Here is a 22,224-nt window from a genome sequence, read left to right as displayed (position 1 = left end):
GATGGGCCATCCTTGGCCCAGCACGGCTAACCCGGCGTCCTGCCGGGTTGCCCACGCTCCAAAGCCTGCGTTCGGCCAGCGTGGTTTAACGGGGCGCCTAAGATCAAGATCAAAAGCAAGAGCACAGCGGCCTACCGGCCGGCTTGAGTGTGGAAGAGCAAAATCAGAAACTAAAGCGGGCACGGTCAAATGTGGGAGCGGGCTTGCTCGCGAAGGTCGTTAACGATGACGCTGGCATTCTGGATGAACGCGGCGCCCTCAAGTTTTTCGCGAGCAAGCTCGCTCCTACAGGTTCGGCGTTTCGTTAAGTATCAGGCTGCGATAGTGCCCGGGGTTGGAGCCCGACCACTTGCGAAACGCCTTGTAGAACGAGCTGGCATCGGCAAACCCCAGGCGGGTGGCGATTTCGGTAAAGCTGATGTCGGAGTCCGCCAACCACACGATCGCCAGTTCTTTGCGCACGCTGTCCTTGAGACCTTGGTAGGTCTGCCCTTCTTCCGCCAGGCGCCGGCGCAGGGTGGAGGCGGAGATGCACAGCGACGCGGCCAGGCCTTCGGTTTCGGGCCAGTTCTCAGCAGGCATTTGCCGAAGGTCAGTCTTGATGCGGGTGGCGAGGCTGTCGGGGTCGCGGTATTTGACGAGGATGTTGGCGGGGGCATGGGCCAGGAAGCGCTTGAGTTCTTCCGGGCTGCGTTTGATTGGCAGGTCGAGGCAGTCGGCGGAGAAAATCATTCGGGTGCGCGGCCGGTCGAAGCGCAGGTTATCGGAGAACATCACTTGGTAGTCGTCGCAGAAGTCTGGCTGCGGGCAGCGCAGTTCGATCGCCAGGATCGGGATGCGCCGCCCCGCCAGCCAGCAGGCGACGCCGTGGACGATCATCCAGTAGGCGAAGTAGGTAAAGGCTCGCTTGGGTTCAGGCTCCGGTTCCAACAGTACGATTTCCGCCAGGCTCTGCTGGTGCACCAGTTGCGCCGGCATACGCTCGAGCATCAGTGACAGGAAGCCCAGGCCGGTTTCCAGCGCGGTGGCCAGGGTCGGTTGGGCCATCGAGGCGCGGCACAGGAATTCCAGGCTGCCGGATTTGAGCTTGCGCGGGTCCATGCCGAAAAATTCGTCGTCCATCCGCCGTGCCAGCAGGCGCCATAAACGCGCGTAAGCCGTTGCCGGGACGCGTGCGGTTGGCTGGCCGAGCAGCGCGGGATCGATTCCGACTTTATTCAATACTTCATCGGTCGCCGCACCCGGCGCGCAGCTCTGCAACAGGGCTTCGCGGACCAGTTGGATGGAAATGGTGTCTTTTTCCGACATGGGGAATGGAGCGATCCGGTGGCTTGGGCAATGCCGCGCATTCTAGTGGGGGTTGCGGTTTGCCACCACCGTTCAGTCAAGGTTCAGTAAAGGTCAAGATTCACTGTTTAGTAATGAGTATCATTATGTTACAACTTAGCTTCCTATCTAGTGACGATTCGGTGCCGAATGCTTGTTCCTTTTTTAATCATGCTGCGCGAAGGCATAGAAGCCGCCTTGATCGTTGGCATTATTGCCAGCTACCTCAAGCAAACTGGCCGTGGCCAGTACATGCCCGCAGTGTGGATCGGCGTATTTCTGGCAGCAGCCCTGGCACTGCTGGTCGGCGGTGGCCTGGAACTGGTGAGTGCCGAATTCCCGCAGAAACAACAGGAACTGTTCGAAGGCATCGTCGGCCTGGTGGCCGTGGGCATTCTCAGCTCCATGGTGTTCTGGATGCGCAAGGTGGCGCGCTCCATCAAGCATTCCCTGCATGAATCCCTCGATCATGCCTTGGCCGGTTCCAAGCATCAGGTCACGGCGCTGATCGCCATGGTGTTTTTTGCCGTGGCCCGTGAAGGCCTCGAAACCGTATTCTTCCTGCTGGCCGTGTTCCAGCAAAGCGAAGGCCCGGGCGCGCCGATTGGCGCCCTGCTCGGCCTGATCCTGGCGATCATCGTCGGCTTCCTGATCTACACCGGCAGCATGCGCCTGAACCTCGGCGCATTCTTCCGCTGGACCGGCCTGTTTATCCTGGTGGTCGCCGCCGGCATCCTCGCCAACTCGGTACAAGCCCTGCACGAAGCCGGGGTGTGGAACCACCTGCAAACCGTGTTGTTCGATTTCAGCGCGACGCTGCCGATGGACGGCCCGCTGGGCTCGGTGCTGGCCGGCATGTTCGGCTATCAGGACGCCCCGACCGTCAGCACCCTCGGCGCCTACCTGATTTACCTGGTGGTGGCCCTGGTGATGTTCTTCCTGCCCGCGCCGCCGAGCAAGCCGGCTACCCGCACAACTTCTTCCGTTTCCAGCCAGTAAGGACCGCCTCTTGTCCAACCCAACCCCTCAACCGGCTCCGCCGTCCCGCGCCTTGCGCTGGGCGGTGGGCGGCTCGGTGGTCGTGATGATCGCCGCCGGTGGCCTGTTCTACTACGCCTCGCAACTGGCCGCCTCCAAGCGCCAGGCCAACCACAATGAAATTGCCGTCACCATCCACGCCCACAGCTGCGAGCCGAATGCGCTGACAGTGCCGGCAGGACGCGCCAGTTTCCGCATCATCAACCGCTCGGACCGTGCCGTGGAGTGGGAAATCCTCGACGGCGTGCTGGTGGTCGAAGAGCGCGAAAATATCGCCCCGGGCCTGAGCCAGGTGATCAACGCCAACCTGCTGCCCGGCGACTACCAGATCACCTGCGGCCTGCTGAGCAACCCGCGTGGCACCTTGAAGGTGACACCGACTGCCGAGTCGGACGCCCAAGCCAAGGCCAAGCCGTCGATGGTGGCGTTTATCGGCCCGCTGTCGGAGTTCCGCGTGTACCTGAGCAGCCAGGGCAGCGCCTTGGTCAAGGCTGTTACGGCGCTTGAGCAGGCCATCGAAGCCGGCGACCTGAGCCAGGCTCAGGCGCTTTACGTGCCGGCCCGCGAGGCTTACCAGCGTCTGGCCCCGGCCTCGCAACGCCTGGCGGAACTGGACAACGCGATCAACGCCCGCGCCGACTACTTTGAAAAGCGCGAGCAGGACCCGGCTTTCAGCGGTTTCCACCGCCTCGAATATGGCCTGTTCCAGCAACGCAACCTCGATGGCCTGGCGCCGATTGCCCAGCGCCTGGTCACCGACGTCACCAGCCTCAAGCAACAGTTGCTGGCCCAGTCGCTGCCGCCGGAGCAACTGGTGAGCATCGTGGTGCGCAACCTCAACAGCCTGGCTGACGTACGCGCCGCCAGCGGCGAGGAAGAGCGCTACAGCCATACCGACCTCAACGGCTTCGCCGCCAACCTGGACGCCGCCCGCAAAGTGGTCGACCTGATGCGCCCGCTGTTGACCAAATCTGCCGAGCAATTGCTGCCCGGCATCGACAGCGCGATCAGCGCCCTCGACGCCGAACTCAGCGGTTTGAAAGTCGATGGCCGCTACGCCACGTATGACAGCGTTACCGCCGATCAGCGCAAGCAGATCGCCGACAAGGCCAAGGCTCTGGCCGTTGCACTCGATGGAATCGACCCCGCCCTTGGCCTTTCCGGCCTGAAGTGAAGACGACCGTAGACATGAGTGATTCAGAACAGTTTTCATCCCAGCGTCGTCGTGTATTGCTGGGCATGGCCGCCACCGGCGCTGCGATTGCCGGCAGCAGCCTGAGCTGCCCGGCGATGGCTGCCAACGCTGCCGCGCAAGTCACCACCGCACCGAGCAGTGAAAAGACCCAGGACCACCACGACTACCACGGCAAGCACCAGACCGGCATCGTCACCCCGCGCCCGGCCTGCGGCATGCTCGTGGCATTCGACGTATTGGCCAGCGACCGCGAGGACCTGGAGCGGCTGTTCCGCACCTTGAACGAGCGCATCGCGTTCCTGATGACCGGCGGCACCGTGGTGCAAGTCGACCCGAAACTGCCCCCCACCGACTCCGGCATCCTCGGCCCGGTGGTGACCCCGGACAACCTGACCATCACCGTGTCGGTCGGCGAGTCGCTGTTCGACGAGCGCTTCGGCCTGGCCGCTGCCAAGCCCAAGCGCCTGATCCGCATGGTCGGTTTCCCCAACGATGCGCTGGAACCGGCGCAGTGCCACGGCGACCTGAGCCTGCAGTTCAGCTCCAACACCCCGGACACCAATATCCACGCCCTGCGCGACATCGTGAAAAACCTGCCGGACCTGCTGCTGGTGCGCTGGAAGCAGGAAGGCAGCGTACCGCCCCAGGCCCCTGCCCGCCCTGGCGAGCCGGCGCAGAGCGCGCGTAACTTCCTGGGTTTTCGCGACGGCTCGGCCAACCCGAACTCCAACGACAACAAGGCGATGGACCAGATTGTGTGGGTACAGCCGGGCAGTGACGAGCCGGCCTGGGCCGCCAATGGCAGCTACCAGGCGGTGCGGATCATCCGCAACTTCGTTGAACGCTGGGACCGCACGCCCCTGCAAGAGCAAGAAAGCATCATTGGCCGGATCAAGACCAGTGGCGCGCCCATGGATGGCCAGAAAGAAACCCAGGTCCCGGACTACAGCAAGGACCCGGAAGGCAAGTTGACCAAGCTCGATGCCCACATCCGCCTGGCCAACCCACGTACAGCACAGACCCAGGCCAACCTGATCCTGCGCCGGCCGTTCAACTACTCCAACGGCGTCAACAAAAACGGTCAGCTGGACATGGGGCTGTTGTTCATCTGCTACCAGGCTGACCTGGAGAAAGGCTTTATCAGCGTACAAACCCGGCTCAACGGCGAGCCCCTGGAGGAATACCTGAAGCCGGTCGGCGGCGGTTATTTCTTCACCTTGCCAGGCGTCACCGGGGCCCAGGATTTCATCGGGCGCACGCTGCTGGATGCGACACATCCTCAAACTACTGCCAATACCTAAAACAAACCCCAGAGCGGAAATCGTCCCATGAAGAAGTCGTCTCTCGCATTGTCCTTGTTAATGAGCCTTTCGCCGCTGGCCGCCTTCGCCGCCACCGCGCCGCTGGACCTGGTAGGGCCGGTGTCGGACTACAAGATCTACGTCACCGAAGAAATCGGCGAGCTGGTCACCCAGACCCAGGCGTTCACCGACGCCGTGAAAAAAGGCGACCTGGCCACCGCCAAGAAGCTGTACGCGCCAACCCGCGTTCACTATGAGTCCATCGAACCGATCGCCGAGCTGTTCAGCGACCTCGACGCCTCCATCGACTCCCGTGTGGACGACCACGAAAAAGGCGTGAAAGCCGAAGACTTCACCGGCTTCCACCGCATCGAGTACAGCCTGTTCTCCGAGAACACCACCAAAGGCCTGGACGCCCTGGCGGACAAGCTCAACAGCGACGTACTGGACCTGAAAACCCGCGTGGACGGCCTGACCTTCCCGCCGGAAAAAGTCGTCGGTGGCGCTGCTGCCCTGCTTGAAGAAGTGGCCGCGACCAAGATCTCCGGTGAAGAAGACCGCTACAGCCACACCGACCTGTATGACTTCCAGGGCAACATCGACGGTGCGAAGAAAATCGTCGACCTGTTCCGTCCGCAGATCGAGAAGCAAGACAAGGCGTTCGTCGCCAAAGTCGACAAGAACTTCGCGGCCGTGGACAAGATCCTGGCCAAGTACAAAACCAAGGATGGCGGTTTCGAGACCTACGACAAGGTTAAGGAAGCTGACCGTAAAGCCCTGGTTGGCCCGGTCAATACCCTGGCGGAAGACCTGTCCACCTTGCGTGGCAAGCTTGGCTTGAACTGATACACCTCACTCGCGGGCCGTTCGTGCCCGCGAGTACTCCCCCCGCTCCAGCCCCTCGTAACACTCGCCTATACCTGTCAAGTCTGACAGTAGACACAACCCCCGCGGTGACGCCTCATGGGCAGGCTCCAGGTACAGCACTGGCCTTGACAACTCATCTCATGAGGGACTGATAAATGAGCACCCACAGAAGCCCGCTAATCGACTTGACCGACTTCAACGACAGCACGCTCAATGGGTGGGTTGCCGATACTATTCCCGGCGACCCTATCGAGTTTCGACTACGCCACACGGGTGACTATTACCTGTATCAGGAGATTCGCGCACCCGGTGTGTTTCTTCTACAAAAACACTTCCCGTCATTGCCACCTTCAGAGTTCTCTTTCCGGTTCGATCACAACATTCAGCGAAACTTCGAGGTGACGTTACGAGTTTTTGAGGAAGACAAAATCGTAATTGCGCCTGTTGCGGGGAGTGCACATTGGACGACGCTGACAATCCCGTTTATTGTCAATAATGTTCACGACCACGGCGTGAACATCTTGTTTGCAATAGCCTTTGATAAGCCTTTCAAGCCGCCAGCAGCTTTGTCGATCGACAACCTGGAACTGCTGAGAGTGGCCGGGGCGGCATCGTAGCTGCGGGCAATTGCGGACGTAAGCAACTACAAAATACGGTACAACAAGCGCTCAATCCGCACCCGGCTGACCCGACGCAAAAACTTGCCGACGGCCGCCGGGTACTCCACCAGGGTTTCCAGTTGCTGGTAGCGTTCAATACGTGAGGTGTGCTGGAAAATCTCTGCCAACTCGGTGCGCCGAGGCCCTACCCACTCACCCTTGGGATCATCGATCAGCAAGGCGTTTTCCAGGTCGAGGCGAAATGCTCGTGGGTTGATGTTGTTGCCCGTCAGCAAGGTATAGCGCTGGTCGACCCACATGCCCTTGAGGTGATAGGTATTGTCGCCGTCGCGCCACAGGTGCAGGTTCAGCTGGCCGCTGTCGATCATGCGCTGGTGGCGCTTGGCGAAGCGACGCAGGCTGATTTCGTAGAGATACGGCAGCGCGGCGATGACCTTGAACGGCTCGCTCGGCGGGATGTAGAAATCGTTGGCGGTCTTGTCGCCGACAATGATGTCGATCTTCACCCCGCGCGCCAGGGCGCGGTTGATTTCCCGGGTCACTGGCAGCGGCAGGTTGAAGTACGGCGTGCAGATGGTCAACTGATGCTGGGCGCTGGCAATCAGCTCGCAGATCACCCGGCTCAGGGGGTTGTTCTTGCACACGCCCAACAACGGACTGACCGTCAGGTTGCCGTTGGGCAACTGCCCCGCCGTGGTGTCATACACCGCGTGCTTCAGCCGGCTGCGCAGGTCGCCGATGTCGTTACGCAGGCTGCGGGTGGTCGGCGGGTTGGGCAGGTCCAGCCGATGCACAGCCTTGGAGGCCACCAGGCCGTGCTCCACCAGGTGCTGCATCGAGTCGGCCAGCGCCTTGTTGTGGATCAGGTGGTAACGGTCATAACGGTATTTGTCAAACTTGTGCAGGTACACGTTGTTCAGGCTGGCGCCGCTGTACAGCACGCTGTCATCGATCACAAAGCCCTTGAGGTGCAGCACGCCGAACAGTTCGCGGGTTTGCACCGGCACGCCGTACACCGGCACTTCGGTGCTGTGGGACTGGGTCATGGCCTGGTACCAGGCGCTGTTGCCCGGTTGCTTGCCAGCCCCGATCAAACCGCGCTGGGCGCGCAGCGAGTCGACCACCACCACGATATCCAGCCCCGGCCGTGCCGCCTTCGCAGCGTGCAACGCGTCGTAGATCTCTTGCCCGGCCTCATCCTGCTGCAGGTACAACGCCACGATGTAGATGCGCTGGGTGGCCTGGGAGATTTTCTCCAACAGGCAACGGCGGTACTGCGCAGCGCCGGACAGCACCTCGATCGCGTCAGGGGTGAGGGGAAAACCGCGCAGCTTGGGCAACAGGGAGCGTTTGAATAACGACGGCATAGGGCTCGCAATGGGTCGAATCCGAAGGACTCGAGAGCTTACACCATGGGGTGGCTCAGGTCTTCCCGCCCGGGGTTAAAAATAATTAATTGACCAAGGAGAACGATCGTTCTACTGTAGATTGCATGAACGATATCACTCGCGACATTATCCTCGACGTTACCGAAAAGTTGATCTACCGAAATGGCATCGCTGCCACCGGCATGGATCTTCTGGTGAAAACCGCCGGCGTCTCCAGAAAGAGCGTCTACCGCTACTTTGCCAACAAGGACGAATTGGTCATTGCCGCCCTGCAACGCCGCGACGAGCGCTGGATGCACTGGCTGCGTACCGAAGTTGAGCGCCACGCCACCAGCGGCGAACGCCTGCTGGGCGTGTTCAGCGTCTTGAAGACATGGTTCGGCTCCGATGACTTTCGCGGCTGCGCCTTCATCAACACCAGCGGCGAGACCGGCGACCCGCAAGACCCGGTGCGCCTGCTGGCCAAGGCCCATAAACAGAAACTGTTCGAGTATGCCCTCGAACTTTGCCAAGCACATGGTACCTGCGACCCGGAACGCCAGGCCGCGCACCTGCTGATCCTGATTGATGGCGCCATTACCGTAGCCCTGGTCATGGGCGACTCAACCGCTGCCGATAACGCGCAATCCATGGCGCGAACTTTATTGCAACTTTGACCTGACTTTTAAACCTGTTAAGGAGCCGTCCCATGTCATCCAACGCAGAAATACGCCCGCCGTTGCCGCCATTCACCCGTGAATCGGCCATTGAAAAAGTTCGCCTGGCCGAGGACGGCTGGAACTCCCGCGACCCGCAACGGGTATCCCTGGCGTATACCCTGGATACCCAATGGCGTAACCGCGCCGAGTTCGCCCATAACCGCGAGGAAGCCAAGAGTTTCCTGACCCGCAAATGGGCCAAGGAACTGGATTATCGGTTGATCAAGGAGTTGTGGGCGTTTACCGGCAATCGCATCGCGGTGCGTTATGCCTATGAATGGCATGACGACTCCGGCAACTGGTTCCGCTCCTACGGCAACGAGAACTGGGAGTTTGATGAGAATGGCTTGATGGCGAACCGGTTTGCCTGCATCAACGACATGCCGATCAAGGAAAGCGAGCGCAAGTTCCACTGGCCGCTGGGACGGCGTCCGGATGAGCATCCGGGGTTGTCAGAGCTTGGGTTGTAAACAACAACCTGTAGGAGCGAGCTTGCTCGCGAGGGACGTTAACGATAACGCGGGAAGCCTGGCACCCCGCGTCGTCCTCAGGTTTTTCGCGAGCAAGCTCGCTCCTACAGTTGAACGGTTGTCAGTCCTGGTTCAGGCCTACCCGGTACAACACGCCGTTATCTTCATCCGTCAGCACATACAGGTAGCCATCCGGTCCCTGACGCACATCGCGGATCCGCGCTTTCAAACCGCCCAGCAGCCGCTCTTCGTGGATGACCTTGTCACCGTCGAACTGCAATCGAATCAACTCCTGGCTCACCAGTGCGCCAATAAACACGTTGTGCTGCCAAGCCTTGAAGCGGTCGGCATCGTAGAACGCCATGCCGGTCACGCCTGGTGATTTCTCCCATACGTGATGCGGTGCAACGGTGCCTTCGGCGGTCTTGCCCTTGGCCTCGGGAATCGGCGTCAGGGAATAGTTGATGCCGTGGGTCGCCAGCGGCCAGCCGTAGTTTTTCCCACGCTCGATGATGTTGATCTCATCCCCACCACGCGGGCCGTGCTCGTTTTCCCAGAGGGTGCCGCTCCACGGGTTCAGCGCCGCGCCCTGAGGATTACGCTGGCCGTAGGACCAGATTTCCGGCCTCACACCTTCCTGGCCGACGAAGGGGTTGTCTTCGGGTATACGACCATCCGGGAAGATCCGCACGACTTTGCCTTGCAGCTTGTCGAGGTCCTGGGCGGTGGGTCGGTCGTTGTTTTCCCCCAGGGTCACGAACAGGTAACCATCGCGGTCAAACACCAGCCGTGAGCCGAAGTGGTTGCCCGTGGACAGCTTGGGCTCCTGGCGCAGGATCACCTTGAAGTCCTGCAGGCCACTCAGGTCATCGCTCAAGCGTCCGCGCCCGACGGCGGTGCCGGCAGTGCCGTTCTTGCCCCCGCCTTCGGCGTAGGACAGGTACACCAGGCGGTCCTCCTTGAAGTCGGGTGACAGGACCACGTCCAGCAAACCGCCCTGCCCTTTGGCAAACACTTCAGGCACGCCCTTCAGGGGCGCGGACAGTTTGCCGTCCGGGCTGACAAACCGCAGGTTGCCGGGACGCTCGGTGACCAGGAAGCCTTTTTTGTCCGGCAGGAAGGCCACGGCCCAGGGATGATCCAGGCCCTTGGCAATCGGGGTGACGGTGATACTCCCCTGCTCGCTGGGGAACTGTTGGGTGTCGGCCGCCGAAACGGGCAGCGTCAGGGGCAGCAAGGCAGCGGCGCAGAAGGTCGCCAGGAGGGTTTTGCGTAGAAACATACGGTGGGTGTCCTTGTCGTTTTTACACACTCAATCGCCGCGATTGCCATTGGCGTCGCGAGTGGGAGCTTTGGGCTGGATGGCCGGCGGGGTCTGTCGGCTGTCGCGGCGCTGGACGCTATTGCCGATGCCGCCGTTTTGCAGGGTTGGTGGCCGCTGCGCCGGTGGAATGTAGGTACCCCGCGCAGCTGGCGCGTTGGGCTGGGTACCCTGCATGCTGTTGGGGTTGGCCTGGTGAGTCGGGCCGTTGTAGGGGTTGTTGCTGCTGCCAGGCAGGTTTTGTGCCTGTGCCAACGAACTCAAGGCCAGGCCCATCGCCAATACCGCAAGGTGACGCAAACGGGTGTTCATGACAAAGCCTCTCTGGGCGCGAGTAATACGTGCTTTCGATAACACGCTACGCCTTGGGTTCGGCTTTGGTAACTAAATAGTTTCTCATCAGGTGTAACACGATCTGTCTGAAACCCCGGTGCCAGCCGGCTGGCCAGGGAAACTTTTGCCGAAACCGGCGTGTCACCTGAAGACCCCTACATCTTCAGGAAAACCGACATGCCACGGGCTATCTGGAAAGGCGCAATCAGTTTTGGCTTGGTACACATCCCTGTATCGCTGGTATCGGCCACGTCCTCCCAGGGCGTCGACTTCGACTGGCTGGACAAGCGCAGCATGGACCCGGTGGGTTACAAGCGCATCAACAAGGCCACCGGCAAGGAAGTCACCAAGGACAATATCGTCAAGGGCGTGGCCTATGAGAAAGGCCGCTACGTGATCCTCAGCGAAGACGAAATCCGCTCGGCCCACCCCAAGTCCACCCAGACCATTGAAATCATCGCGTTTGTGGCCAGCGACCAGATCCCGTTGCAGAACATCGACACGCCCTACTTCCTGGCGCCCGACAAGCGCGGCGGCAAGGTCTATGCGCTGCTGCGGGAAACCCTGAAAAAAACCCGCAAGGTCGCCCTGGCCAACGTGGTGCTGCACACCAAGCAGCACCTGGCGGCGCTGATGCCGCTGGAGTCGGCACTGGTGCTGGTGATGCTGCGCTGGCCCGCAGAAGTTCGCGGGCTGGATGAGCTTGAGCTGGGCAGCGACGTGACCAAGCCCACCCTGGCCAAGGGCGAGCTCGACATGGCCAAGCGCTTGGTGGAAGACATGAGCGCCGACTGGAAGCCCGAAGAATATCGCGACAGCTTCCAGGAAAAGATCATGGCGCTGGTGGCGAAGAAGGCCAAGGCCGGCAAGATCGAAGACGTGGAATCCAGCGAGGGTGAAGAGGAGCGCAAATCAGCCGATGTGATCGACCTGACGGAACTGCTCAAGCGCAGCCTGGCAGGCAAGAGCCCGGCGAAGAAACCTGCCGCGAAAAAAACCCGTAAGGCTTCATGAGGTAGACCGCCATGGCCAAGCCCCTGAGTGAATACAACGCCAAGCGCGACTTCGATGTAACCGCCGAACCTGCAGGCAGTGCGCCTCGCGGCAGGAGCCGGGCCCAGGCCTTGACCTTCGTGATTCAAAAGCACGACGCGCGCAACCTGCATTACGACTTTCGCCTGGAGCTGGATGGCGTGCTCAAAAGCTGGGCGGTGCCCAAGGGCCCGAGCCTGGACCCGAGCCAGAAGCGCCTCGCAGTGCATGTGGAAGACCACCCATTGGGCTACGGCAGTTTCGAGGGCAGCATTCCCGCTGGCCAATACGGCGCGGGTGACGTGATCGTCTGGGATCGCGGCGTGTGGCAGCCCCACGACGACCCGCGCAAAGCCTACGCGGCCGGCAAGCTGAAATTCACCCTGATCGGCGAAAAGCTCGCTGGCGACTGGACGCTGGTGCGCACGCGGCTCAAGGGCAGCGGCGACAAGGAGCAGTGGCTATTGATCAAGGAAAACGATCAGCAGGCGCGCCCGGCGGCAGATTACGACGTGGTCCAGGCCGAGCCGAAAAGCGTGCTGAGTGATGCAACGGTGGGACGCCCGAAAAAAACCGCCGCACCGAAAAAAACCACGCGCAAATCCTCAACCGCCCTGCCCGATCAGTTCACCCCACAATTGGCGACGCTGGTGGACCGCGCACCGGACGGCGACTGGGTGTACGAGATCAAATTCGACGGTTACCGCATCCTCACGCGTATTCGTGACGGTGAAGTGCGGCTGTTCACCCGCAATGGCCATGACTGGACCGACCGGCTACCGCGCCAGGCCAAGGCCCTGGAGGCGCTTAAACTCAAAGACAGTTGGCTCGATGGCGAGGTGGTCAGCCTGAACGCTGATGGGTTGCCGGACTTCCAGGCGTTGCAGAACGCCTTTGATATCGGCCGCAGCCTCGACATCGTCTACTACCTGTTTGATGCGCCGTTTCTGGATGGTCGCGACCAACGGGAAACGGCTGTTGAAGCACGCCGCGCCGCGCTGAAGAAAGTACTGCCTCGTAGCAAGAGCAAGCTGCTGCGCTTCTCCGAGTCGTTTGCCGCCAACCAGCGGGACATCTTCGAAAGCGCCTGTGATCTGGCGCTGGAGGGCGTGATCGGTAAACGTGCGGGCAGCCTGTACGTCTCCAAGCGCAGCCCGGACTGGATCAAGCTCAAGTGCCGGCTGCGCCAGGAATTCGTGATCGTCGGTTTCACCCGTCCGCAAGGTTCACGCAGCGGTTTTGGTGCGCTGTTGCTGGCGGTCAATGACGACACCGGGCTGGTGTATGCCGGGCGCGTGGGCACCGGCTTTGATCAGGCCGCATTAAAGAAGATCAGTGAGCAGTTGAAAGCCTTGGAGCGCGATGCGTCGCCGCTGGCCAAACCGCTGACCAGCGCCCAGGCACGTGGCGTGCATTGGGTCGAACCTCAATTAGTGGGCGAAGTGCAATTCGCCGAATGGACCCGCGAAGGCGTGGTGCGCCAGTCGGCCTTTGTCGGATTGCGCACCGATAAGCCGGTGGAGCAGATTGTTCATGAACAGCCGCGAGCAGCCAAGTCGCTGAAGGAAAAGCCGCTGAAGGAAAAACCGCGCAAAAAAACAACGGAGGCCGGTGCTGTGGCCGGGGTCAAGATCACCCATCCCGACCGAGTCATCGACACCCAAAGTGGTACACAGAAACTGCAACTGGCGCAGTTCTACGAGGGCATCAGCGAATGGATCCTGCCCTTCCTGCGTAACCGTCCTGTGTCTTTGCTAAGAGCACCGGAAGGCATTGCCGGTGAACAGTTTTTCCAGAAGCACTCCGAGCACCTGGCGATCCCGAATATCAAGCAACTGGACCAGACCCTGGATCCAGGCCATGCGCGGCTGATGGAAATCGACAGCCCGGCCGCGCTGATCGGCGCGGTGCAAATGGGCACCGTCGAGTTGCACACTTGGGGCGCCACCGCAGACAAGATCGAAACCCCGGACCTGTTTGTGCTCGACCTTGACCCGGACCCGGCCCTGCCCTGGAAAAGCATGCTCGAAGCAGCGCAACTGACCCTGTCGGTGCTGGATGAGTTGGGGCTGGAAGCGTTCGTCAAGACCAGCGGTGGCAAAGGCCTGCACTTGGTGGTGCCGCTGGCGCGCCGGGACGACTGGGAAACGGTAAAAGCCTTCGCCAAGGCGATTGCCCAGTTCATGACGCAGCAGTTGCCGGAGCGTTTTACCGCGACCTCAGGCCCGAAAAATCGCATCGGCAAAATCTTTATCGATTACCTGCGTAACGCCCGTGGCGCCAGCACAGTGGCGGCCTACTCGGTGCGCGCACGCCCTGGCCTGCCGGTCTCGGTACCCGTGAGTCGTGATGAGTTGAAGGGTTTGCACGGTGCCCAGCAATGGACCGTCGCCAACTTGCACGAGCGTTTGCAGGGTTTGAAGAAGGACCCGTGGGCGGGCTATGCCAATCGGCAGAAGATCAGCAAGAAGATGTGGGACAAGCTGGGCGCGCATCCGCCAGGCTGATGCGCGCTCCAGCCAGGTTCAGATCAGGATGAAGATCAACGCCAAACCGGCGAAGATCGCCCACTTCTCCAGGTAGTAACGGGTGCGATTGCGCTTTTTCAGCTCTTTGCCCCGCAGGCGAATCTTGTACAGACGGGTAAAGGCACGGTTCAAGCCACCGGTCTTGTCCCCGGCATCGTTGGGCGAGCCGGCCGCAGCCATTACGTTGCGGCTGAACCAACGGTTGAACGCAGCCGCCCAGCGGTACTTCATCGGGCGTTCGATATCGCAGAACAGAATGATCCGGTTCTGCTCCGTGGTGTTTTCGGCGTAGTGGATGAATGTCTCGTCAAACATCACCGGCTCGCCGTCGCGCCAATAGTAGTTTTCACCGTCCACGTTGATGTAGCAGCCCGGGGAGTTCGGCGTGTCCAGCCCCAGGTGGTAGCGGTAGGAACCGGCGTACGGGTCACGGTGGCGTACCAGCTTGGAGCCCGGTGGCAATTCGGCAAACATCGCCGCCTTGATCGAGCCAATGCTTTGCACCAGCTCAGTGGTTCGCGGGCACAGCTTCATCGCGGACGGATGGCTGTCGCCGTACCACTTCAAGTAAAAGCGCTTCCAGCCCGACTTGAAAAACGAGTTAAAGCCCACGTCGTTGTATTGGTCAGAGCGCTTGATCTCGCCTGCGCGCAGCAGGTTCTGGCCTTCCAGGCGAATTTCTTCCCAGTGTTCCTGAAGCGGGCTCAGGTCTGGAAAGTCGCTGGGGGACAGGTACGGTCGGCTGGGCAGTTTGGAGAAGAGGTACAGAAAGCAGTTCACCGGAGCCAGGAAGGTCGAGTGATCGCTGAGCTGGCGGCCCAACTTGTGACGCACCCGGCCACGCAGGTGAACGTACGCAATGGAGGCAACGTAGAGAGCAACAATGATGAGTTTCAAGGTATTCGTCACAAGTCAGAAGAGAACAGGCTGCTCCTGCGTGCCCACGACGGCCGAGGATTGAAGATGCAGCACCTGAAATCACAATTCACAAATAGGCAACACGACGGTCTGGGCGACAATCCCGTCATGGCCATTAGCAGCTATTTTAGCCACACTTTGTAACCAAAGGTTAATCAAGAATTGTGAAAAGGTGTCCACTGAGTGTGCTGCGAAGGGGCGGGAGCGGGCTTGCCAGGCGGCAAGCCCGAGGGCTGTCGGGGTTAAACTTGCGGTTCGTCATCCTTGCGTGGGCGCAGGGAAAGCCGTTGTTCATCCAACTGCGAATAAGGCACAGACTCGCGCCGCGCCAAGACAAAATGGCGGCCCAGCGCAATCAGCACACCCAGCACCACTCCTCCAACCAGACTCAGCGCAATAACCAAGCCTTTTTTAGGCTTGATCGGGCTCAGCGGCTCCTGGGCACGGCGGTCAATGGTGACCAGTTTCAGGCCACTCATGTCGATGTTAAGGCTCTTCAGTCGCGCGACTTCAGCTCGCAACGGTTCAACATCCTGCAAGAAGATGTCTTCATTCCCACGCTTTTTCAGCACTTCCACTTCACGGTTGACCTGCAGCATCTGCAATTCTTTGCCAATCTCTGCAATGCGGCTGTTGGTGAAGTCGTCGTTGGTACGCGCCTGCAGGGCCGTACGCTCTGCCTCTAGCGCTTCGGTACCAAGGAAGTACAGCGGGATTTTCTGGTTATTGACCTCGGTGCGCATGACTTGATTCGAGCCGCTGCGCGATGCATCCGCCATAGAGGAAGGCGTCGTCGGCGTCTTGATGCCCATCGACTTGGCGATGGAAATGGCCTCGGCCAGCTCCGCCAACCGATCCGTTCGCTCCATTTTCATTTGCAGGCGCAGGGCACCCAGCTCGTCTTCCAATTGGGCCCGCTTCAGCCTGTCGGCCTCAAGCAGCTTGGCAATCTTCGATTCCTTATCGGTTTCGTAGTTGGAACGAGCCGCGTCAATCTTGCCCTTGAGTTCGTTCTGGCGGTTATTGACGATCACTTTCAGGTCCGCGCCGACCTGGGCACGTTCCATATCAATGGCGTAGTCCACAAAGCCGTTAAGAATGGCAACGCCATCGATGTCTTTCGGGTACTGCAACTCGAGCCGGATATAGCTGCTTAGGGAGTCGGCTTTTTTCGGGTCAGGCAGGATCAGGTTGATGGAGTTTCGGTTGAACTCCTCAAAACTCTGTTCAAGGCTTTGTCCGGATTTCTGAAACGCCTTGAACAAATCTTCATGGGACTTGAAGAATCCGAGGCGAGCTTCGTAGGAATCGAGTTGCGCCCCTACTTTGTTCAGGGCATCGGCCGGAGGCAGCTTATAGACTTCGGAACGGTTCAGTGCATCGAGTTCGTTGATGGCGGCAGGACGCAGCACGCTGCTGACCTGATACTCTCGTGGCGCCAGAAATGCATAGCCTACCCCCAGGACACCCGCCAGAAGCGTGCATCCCAACACCAACTTTTTTTGCCGCCAGATACCGTTAAACAGTTCAAACAGATCAATTTCGTCCGATGCCGGATGAGCTTGGAACCGAGGAGTTTTATTCAAAACTGGAGCACCTTAAAAAGTCGACGTCAACGGCCGCACATATTCATGAAAGACTGAATAACCACTTGAAACCAGGGACAACGCCCTGTGCGCAAGAAACACACGATCTATCGATGGTTATCGGACCACTGAGAACCCAGAAAAGTCCCACACACATGAAGGTTGTTTCCATTCAGATACCTGGATGTCATTGCCGATGCGCTGAGCGTAGACGAACTTGTAAAGAACCGTGTCTGAAACAGCGCATAAAATAGCGCTAAACACCCGGCATTATTAGGAAAATTCGTACGCAGTCATGTGAAACAAGACATTTCTCACAAAATCGATTCAGTTAATCCGTCAGGCCTCGGAAATCCGCCGCATTGTCTGGTCATTTTTTAATCAAAAAAAGGAATTTGTATGACATCTGTTTCAAAGGACGACTTTCAGGCGCTTCAGGGAGCCTGGGAACAAACGGCGCTAGAAGACAGCGGCGTGCTCAACCCTGCCGATGAGCACAGCGCTCCAGGCGCTATTACGACGATCGCGGGTGATCAATTCCAGGTGGTGACCGTCGACGGTGAGGTGTTACTGGCAGGCAGCTTTACGCTCGATGCCAGCACGGCACCCAAAAGCATTACCTGGGTTGATTCAATGGGTGAAGATGCTGGCAAGCAATTGCTTGCGAGTTACCAGCTGGAAGGTGATCACTTCATGTTCATCGCAGCAGATGAAGGCATGCCCCGCCCTACCCGTTTCAGTACTGGCCCGGGACAAACCATGCGGACCTTTGTGCGCAGAAGCTGAAGAGGCTGAACGTCCGTTCTTGCGACATGGTTTTCACATGGCCTTCACTTATCGGCCTATAGGGTGAAGGCTACCTACTCCAGTGAACACCTTGGCCCGCCGTCCTCGCGGGCTTTTTTTTGCCTGTTCGGCAGCCAGTCAGGCCGGACGCTTGATGGCGGTGAGGGTGTAGCACATCGGCAATTGCGCAGGCTGGTTTTCGTACTGGTCGTAGAGCTCCTCGCGATTGGAGTGCGCGAACTCCTGCAGATGGCTGATCTGCAACCCGGCAGCGATGGCCCCGTTGACGATTTCTCCCAGGGTGTGCACGAACCAGTAAGAAGCAGCCGCAACGCCTTCCGTCTCACCTTCGTAGACGATGGCCTCCTGCTGCACAAAAGGCTCGCGCTGAAAGTACGAGCTGACGGGCAACATTGGGTTGGGCGCCGTCGGGTCGAATACTTCCAGGAACGGATGGGTCTCGTAAATCACCAGGCTGCCGCCTGGCTTCAGGGTGCTGGCGACGTGGGCCATGAACAGCGCGATGTCCGGCATCCAGTTCAGCACGCCGATGGTAATCAAGGCGAGATCAAAGCGTTGGGCCAATCCACGGGGCAAATGGTGAATGTCGGCCTCGATGAATTCCGCCTTGTACGGGGACGCGTCGGCCAACTCACGAGCTTGCTGCAGAAAGGCCTCGGACTGATCGATCCCCACCACCGTGCGTGCGCCCAACCCGAACAGCGACAGGCTTTCGCGGCCATTGTTGCAGCCCAGTTGCACCACATCCTTGCCCTCGACACCGACCTTGCGCAGCAATGCGGTCAACGTCGGGTCCAAACGCGAAAAGCCGGGCTTGGCGACATCCTCAAGCAAGGCCTTCCAGTTGGCGGTGTTTTTATGCAGCCTGGCGGATTCGTTCCAAGCGTCCTTGTTGCTGGATATAGCCTCTTGGGCTGACAGCATGTCCATTGCGTCTCCAAAACGTTCTAGTCATTGCGACAAAAGAAGTCCGCCCTACACCAAAAGCCTCGCCATCCTTGAACCGGTAAAGAGCCTTCACTGTAGGGCGAACGTGCGGAAAATAAGCCAGGCTTATGGGATGTTCAACTGTTAACAATAAAAATCCCTGAAAAAACCTCCTCCGGCGCTATTTTTCGATACACATGGCTCCACTTTGTAAATGTTTGTGCTTGTACGACGCTTGCGTCAGAAACTATCAACAGGGGCCATGGGTCATTATCGCTACCGACCTCTCGCCTGAAGACCGTGCCATGGCCACTCGCTCTGACCTGCGCAACACCCTGTCCCTGGACGGCCTGAACTTCTTCCTGGCGGATGTCCGTGACGGACTGGGGCCCTACCTGGCGATTTATCTGCTGGCCGTGCACCACTGGGACCCCGCCAGTATTGGCGTGGTTATGACCGTCGCCGGCATCGCGGCACTGCTCACTCAGACGCCCGCCGGAGCGCTGATTGACCGCACCCGCAGCAAGCGGGCCGTGATCGCGGTCGCCGCCCTGTTGGTGACCGCCAGTTGCCTGCTTCTGCCTTTTGTCAGCTCCTTCAGCCTGGTGGCGCTGACCCAGGCGGCCAGTGCTGCGGCGGCCTCGGTGTTCGCGCCGGCCATCTCGGCGATTTCCCTTGGCATCACCGGCCCGCGCGCCTTTACCCGCCGCACCGGCCGCAACGAAACCTTTAACCACGCCGGTAACGCGGTTGCAGCCCTGCTCGCCGGTGGGTTCGCCTATCTGTTTGGCCCCGTGGCGGTGTTTTACCTGATGGCGGTCATGGCGGTGGCCAGCGTAATTGCGGTCAGTTGCGTGTCAGCCGAAGCAATCGATCACGAAGTCGCGCGGGGTTTCGACCCTGCCCACGGTGCCGAACACGAACAGCCGTCGGGGATGACCGTGCTTCTGGCGAACAAGCCATTAATGCTGTTCGCGATCTGCTGCGCACTGTTTCACTTGGCCAATGCAGCCATGTTGCCGCTGGTCAGCCAGAAGCTGTCGCAGATCAACCTGCAAATGGCCACGCCACTGACCTCGGCCTGCATTGTCGCGGCGCAACTGGTGATGGTGCCGGTGGCCTGGCTGGTGGGCGTAAAAGCCGACGTGTGGGGGCGCAAACCGCTGTTGCTCGCGGGGTTCATGATCCTGCCGCTGCGGGGCGTGCTGTATACGCTGTCCAGTGATCCTTATTGGCTGGTGGCGGTACAGATGCTCGACGGCGTCGGCGCCGGGGTGTTCGGCGCGCTGTTTCCGGTGATTGTCAAAGACCTCACCCAAGGCACCGGGCGCTTCAATGTCAGCCTGGGGGCGCTGTCCACGGTATTCGGACTGGGCGCGGCACTGAGCAGCAGCCTGGCGGGTTTTGTCGTGCAGTGGGCGGGTTACAACGCCGCGTTCCTGACACTGGCGTGTGTGGCTGCCGTCGCGTTGGGGCTGGTGTGGGTGGCGATGCCCGAGACTCAGGCGAATCCATCCGTGCAGCGCCATACAACTCCCGCCTGACATATGCGACAATGCGCGCCAAATTCCAACATGCACCCATTTTTCTGCTCAGCGACTGGGCCTCAAGCCTTGATGTCGCTGCCGACGTATGCCCGTTGGCCCGGGCCACAAAATGGGCCCGGCTCAAATTAGCGCACTCCAAGCTATTGATAGGTAAAGTAATTGATCTCCACAGCTAACATCACCATGCAGTTCGGCGCCAAGCCGCTATTTGAGAACGTTTCGGTCAAGTTCGGCGCAGGCAACCGTTATGGCCTGATCGGTGCCAACGGTTGCGGCAAGTCGACCTTCATGAAAATCCTCGGTGGTGACCTCGACCCGTCCGGCGGCCAGGTCATGCTGGAGCCGAACGTGCGCCTGGGTAAACTGCGCCAGGACCAGTTCGCCTACGAAGAATTCACCGTACTCGACACCGTGATCATGGGTCACGAAGAGCTGTGGAAGGTCAAGGCCGAGCGCGACCGCATCTACTCGCTGCCGGAAATGACCGAAGACGACGGCATGGCCGTTGCCGAGCTGGAAACCGACTTCGCCGAGATGGACGGCTACACCGCCGAATCCCGCGCCGGTGAATTGCTGCTGGGCCTGGGTATCGGCATCGAGCAGCACAATGGCCCGATGAGCGAAGTGTCGCCAGGCTGGAAACTGCGCGTATTGCTGGCCCAGGCGCTGTTCTCCGATCCGGAAGTGTTGCTGCTCGACGAGCCAACCAACCACCTGGACATCAACACCATCCGCTGGCTGGAAAACATCCTGACCCAACGTTCGAGCCTGATGATCATCATCTCTCACGACCGTCACTTCCTGAACAGCGTCTGCACCCACATGGCCGACCTGGACTACGGCGAGCTGCGCCTGTTCCCGGGCAACTACGACGAATACATGACCGTGGCGACCCAGTCCCGCGAGCAGTTGCTGTCGGACAACGCCAAGAAGAAGGCCCAGATCTCCGAGCTGCAATCCTTCGTCAGCCGCTTCTCGGCCAACGCCTCGAAAGCCAAGCAGGCCACTTCCCGCGCCAAGGCGATCGACAAGATCCAACTGGCCGAAGTCAAGCCATCGAGCCGCGTCAGCCCGTTCATCCGCTTTGACCAGACCAAGAAGCTGCACCGCCAGGCGGTCATCGTTGATCGCATGGCCAAAGGCTTTGACGGCAAGACGCTGTTCAAGGACTTCAGCTTCCAGGTTGAAGCCGGCGAGCGTGTGGCGATCATCGGCCCGAACGGTATCGGCAAGACTACCCTGCTGCGCACCCTGGTCAACGAACTGTCCCCGGACGCCGGTACCGTCAAATGGACCGAAGCCGCCGAACTGGGCTACTACGCCCAGGACCACGCTTCGGACTTTGAAGACGAGTCCAACCTGTTCGACTGGATGGGCCGCTGGACCAAGGAAGGCGAACAAGTGGTTCGTGGCACCCTGGGCCGCATGCTGTTCTCCAACGATGAGATCCTGAAGTCGGTGAAGGTGATTTCCGGTGGTGAGCAAGGCCGTATGTTGTTCGGCAAGCTGATCCTGCAAAAGCCGAACGTGCTGATCATGGACGAACCGACCAACCACTTGGACATGGAATCCATCGAGGCGCTGAACCTGGCGCTCGAGAACTATCCGGGCACGCTGATTTTCGTCAGCCATGACCGTGAGTTTGTGTCGTCCCTGGCCACTCGCATTATCGAGCTGAGCCCGAGTGGTGTGATCGACTTCAGCGGTACTTATGATGATTACCTGCGCAGTCAGGGTGTGGTTTTCTAAGCACTGCTAGTTGTTTGAAATGCAAAAAGCCCCGTCCCATGTGATGGGGCTTTTTTTTGGGTTGGGGTTGGGGTTGGGGACATATCCGTTGCTTCGGTAACGGCTGCTTAGGGTTCCGCTCTTACAGCGGCTCACTTTTGAACAGCGCAAAAGTAAGCAAAACGCTCTTGCCCCACCACTCGGTGCCTCGCCCAGGCTCGGCATGCCCGCACTCCGGCACGCTTCCGCGGGCCGCCGCGACGGCCCGTCCCTGGCCCGTCGCGGCTAAACCGGCGTCCTGCCGGTTTACCCGCTCCACCGTGCCTACTTGCGGCCATCGTGGTTTAACGGGGCGCCTAAGATCAAAATCAAAAGCCAGATCAACAGCACGGCGGCCTGAAAGCCGACCTGAGTGGTAGAAGCAAGAGCAAGGGCCACAAACAGTCGATTCGCGCTGCGATCACACACACAACTCCCAGACTTCCCCCGCCCCCTGTGGGAGCCGTCGAGCCCCAGCGAGGCCGCGATGGCGGTGTGTCAGGCAACCTCTTTATCGACCATGCCGCCGCCATCGCAGCCTCGCTAAAGCTCGAC

General features: G+C 59.9%; 19 protein-coding genes and 1 pseudogene. 13 read left to right on the top strand and 7 right to left on the bottom strand.

Annotation, left to right across the window (positions count from 1 at the left end):
- Positions 1 to 203: 203 nt before the first annotated feature.
- Positions 204 to 290: pseudogene (locus SNL23_RS31625) on the top strand (outer membrane lipoprotein carrier protein LolA); the annotation flags it as partial.
- On the opposite strand, the gene SNL23_RS20825 reads toward SNL23_RS31625, so the two are convergent.
- Entirely contained in the window at positions 286 to 1,308 is a 1,023-nt protein-coding gene (locus SNL23_RS20825) for an AraC family transcriptional regulator (protein ID WP_318303341.1), read from the bottom strand. The pseudogene SNL23_RS31625 and the gene SNL23_RS20825 sit on opposite strands and share 5 nt — an antisense overlap.
- A gap of 168 nt (positions 1,309 to 1,476) precedes the next feature.
- Between SNL23_RS20825 and efeU the strand changes: the two genes are divergently transcribed.
- The 5 genes from efeU (at position 1,477) to SNL23_RS20800 (ending at position 6,344) form a co-directional block, all read left to right on the top strand.
- Complete coding sequence (efeU, locus tag SNL23_RS20820; RefSeq protein WP_026078249.1) at positions 1,477 to 2,325, top strand: iron uptake transporter permease EfeU; 849 nt, start codon at positions 1,477 to 1,479, stop codon at positions 2,323 to 2,325.
- A gap of 10 nt (positions 2,326 to 2,335) precedes the next feature.
- Positions 2,336 to 3,538, top strand: coding sequence for an iron uptake system protein EfeO (efeO, locus tag SNL23_RS20815; protein ID WP_318303340.1), 1,203 nt, complete (start codon positions 2,336 to 2,338; stop codon positions 3,536 to 3,538).
- Positions 3,539 to 3,552: 14 nt separating this feature from the next.
- Positions 3,553 to 4,860, top strand: coding sequence for an iron uptake transporter deferrochelatase/peroxidase subunit (gene efeB / locus SNL23_RS20810; protein WP_318303338.1), 1,308 nt, complete (start codon positions 3,553 to 3,555; stop codon positions 4,858 to 4,860).
- 27 nt (positions 4,861 to 4,887) lie between these two features.
- Entirely contained in the window at positions 4,888 to 5,706 is an 819-nt protein-coding gene (efeO, locus tag SNL23_RS20805) for an iron uptake system protein EfeO (RefSeq protein WP_167664238.1), read from the top strand.
- Positions 5,707 to 5,882: 176 nt separating this feature from the next.
- Positions 5,883 to 6,344, top strand: coding sequence for a hypothetical protein (locus SNL23_RS20800; protein ID WP_318303336.1), 462 nt, complete (start codon positions 5,883 to 5,885; stop codon positions 6,342 to 6,344).
- Between the two features lie 26 nt (positions 6,345 to 6,370).
- Here SNL23_RS20800 and pssA read toward each other — a convergent pair whose 3' ends face one another.
- Positions 6,371 to 7,714: a CDP-diacylglycerol--serine O-phosphatidyltransferase gene (pssA, locus tag SNL23_RS20795; RefSeq protein ID WP_318303335.1), complete on the bottom strand. Its 1,344-nt coding sequence runs from the start codon at positions 7,712 to 7,714 to the stop codon at positions 6,371 to 6,373.
- 125 nt (positions 7,715 to 7,839) lie between these two features.
- On the opposite strand from pssA, the gene SNL23_RS20790 reads away from it, so the two are divergent.
- Entirely contained in the window at positions 7,840 to 8,391 is a 552-nt protein-coding gene (locus tag SNL23_RS20790; protein WP_318303333.1) for a TetR/AcrR family transcriptional regulator, read from the top strand.
- A gap of 32 nt (positions 8,392 to 8,423) precedes the next feature.
- Positions 8,424 to 8,903: a nuclear transport factor 2 family protein gene (locus SNL23_RS20785; RefSeq protein ID WP_003218450.1), complete on the top strand. Its 480-nt coding sequence runs from the start codon at positions 8,424 to 8,426 to the stop codon at positions 8,901 to 8,903.
- 121 nt (positions 8,904 to 9,024) lie between these two features.
- Here the strand turns inward: SNL23_RS20785 and SNL23_RS20780 are convergent, their stop codons facing one another.
- Together SNL23_RS20780 and SNL23_RS20775 are read right to left on the bottom strand one after the other, a co-directional pair.
- Positions 9,025 to 10,185, bottom strand: a complete 1,161-nt coding sequence (locus SNL23_RS20780; RefSeq protein WP_318303331.1) for a PQQ-dependent sugar dehydrogenase — start codon at positions 10,183 to 10,185, stop codon at positions 9,025 to 9,027.
- Between the two features lie 30 nt (positions 10,186 to 10,215).
- The gene (locus SNL23_RS20775; protein ID WP_318303330.1) at positions 10,216 to 10,536 is read right to left on the bottom strand and encodes a hypothetical protein; all 321 of its coding nucleotides are present in this window, start codon (positions 10,534 to 10,536) and stop codon (positions 10,216 to 10,218) included.
- A gap of 198 nt (positions 10,537 to 10,734) precedes the next feature.
- Between SNL23_RS20775 and ku the strand changes: the two genes are divergently transcribed.
- Positions 10,735 to 11,571 (top strand): non-homologous end joining protein Ku, encoded by an 837-nt coding sequence (gene ku, locus SNL23_RS20770; protein WP_076013575.1) that lies wholly within the window; start codon positions 10,735 to 10,737, stop codon positions 11,569 to 11,571.
- A gap of 11 nt (positions 11,572 to 11,582) precedes the next feature.
- Positions 11,583 to 14,096, top strand: a complete 2,514-nt coding sequence (gene ligD, locus SNL23_RS20765) for a DNA ligase D (protein WP_076013576.1) — start codon at positions 11,583 to 11,585, stop codon at positions 14,094 to 14,096.
- A gap of 18 nt (positions 14,097 to 14,114) precedes the next feature.
- On the opposite strand, the gene lpxO is transcribed toward ligD, so the two are convergent.
- Both lpxO and SNL23_RS20755 read right to left on the bottom strand, forming a co-directional pair.
- Positions 14,115 to 15,014, bottom strand: coding sequence for a lipid A hydroxylase LpxO (gene lpxO / locus SNL23_RS20760; RefSeq protein ID WP_076013577.1), 900 nt, complete (start codon positions 15,012 to 15,014; stop codon positions 14,115 to 14,117).
- A 263-nt stretch (positions 15,015 to 15,277) separates the two neighbouring features.
- A complete protein-coding gene (locus SNL23_RS20755) occupies positions 15,278 to 16,621 on the bottom strand; it encodes a Wzz/FepE/Etk N-terminal domain-containing protein (protein ID WP_076013578.1) in 1,344 nt (447 codons plus the stop codon).
- 399 nt (positions 16,622 to 17,020) lie between these two features.
- On the opposite strand from SNL23_RS20755, the gene SNL23_RS20750 reads away from it, so the two are divergent.
- A complete protein-coding gene (locus SNL23_RS20750) occupies positions 17,021 to 17,407 on the top strand; it encodes a TIGR03067 domain-containing protein (protein ID WP_076013579.1) in 387 nt (128 codons plus the stop codon).
- Positions 17,408 to 17,545: 138 nt separating this feature from the next.
- Here the strand turns inward: SNL23_RS20750 and SNL23_RS20745 are convergent, their stop codons facing one another.
- Complete coding sequence (locus tag SNL23_RS20745) at positions 17,546 to 18,358, bottom strand: class I SAM-dependent methyltransferase (RefSeq protein ID WP_076013580.1); 813 nt, start codon at positions 18,356 to 18,358, stop codon at positions 17,546 to 17,548.
- A 302-nt stretch (positions 18,359 to 18,660) separates the two neighbouring features.
- Between SNL23_RS20745 and SNL23_RS20740 the strand changes: the two genes are divergently transcribed.
- Together SNL23_RS20740 and SNL23_RS20735 are read left to right on the top strand one after the other, a co-directional pair.
- Complete coding sequence (locus SNL23_RS20740) at positions 18,661 to 19,899, top strand: MFS transporter (RefSeq protein WP_318303327.1); 1,239 nt, start codon at positions 18,661 to 18,663, stop codon at positions 19,897 to 19,899.
- Between the two features lie 162 nt (positions 19,900 to 20,061).
- Entirely contained in the window at positions 20,062 to 21,651 is a 1,590-nt protein-coding gene (locus tag SNL23_RS20735; protein WP_076013582.1) for an ABC-F family ATPase, read from the top strand.
- The last annotated feature ends 573 nt before the right edge of the window (positions 21,652 to 22,224 follow it).

Source organism: Pseudomonas sp. SED1, assembly GCF_034044025.1.
In the GTDB taxonomy this organism is placed as follows: Bacteria; Pseudomonadota; Gammaproteobacteria; order Pseudomonadales; family Pseudomonadaceae; genus Aquipseudomonas.
The sequence above is the reverse complement of the archived record's forward strand: the minus strand, read 5'-3'. Positions and strand labels throughout refer to the sequence as shown.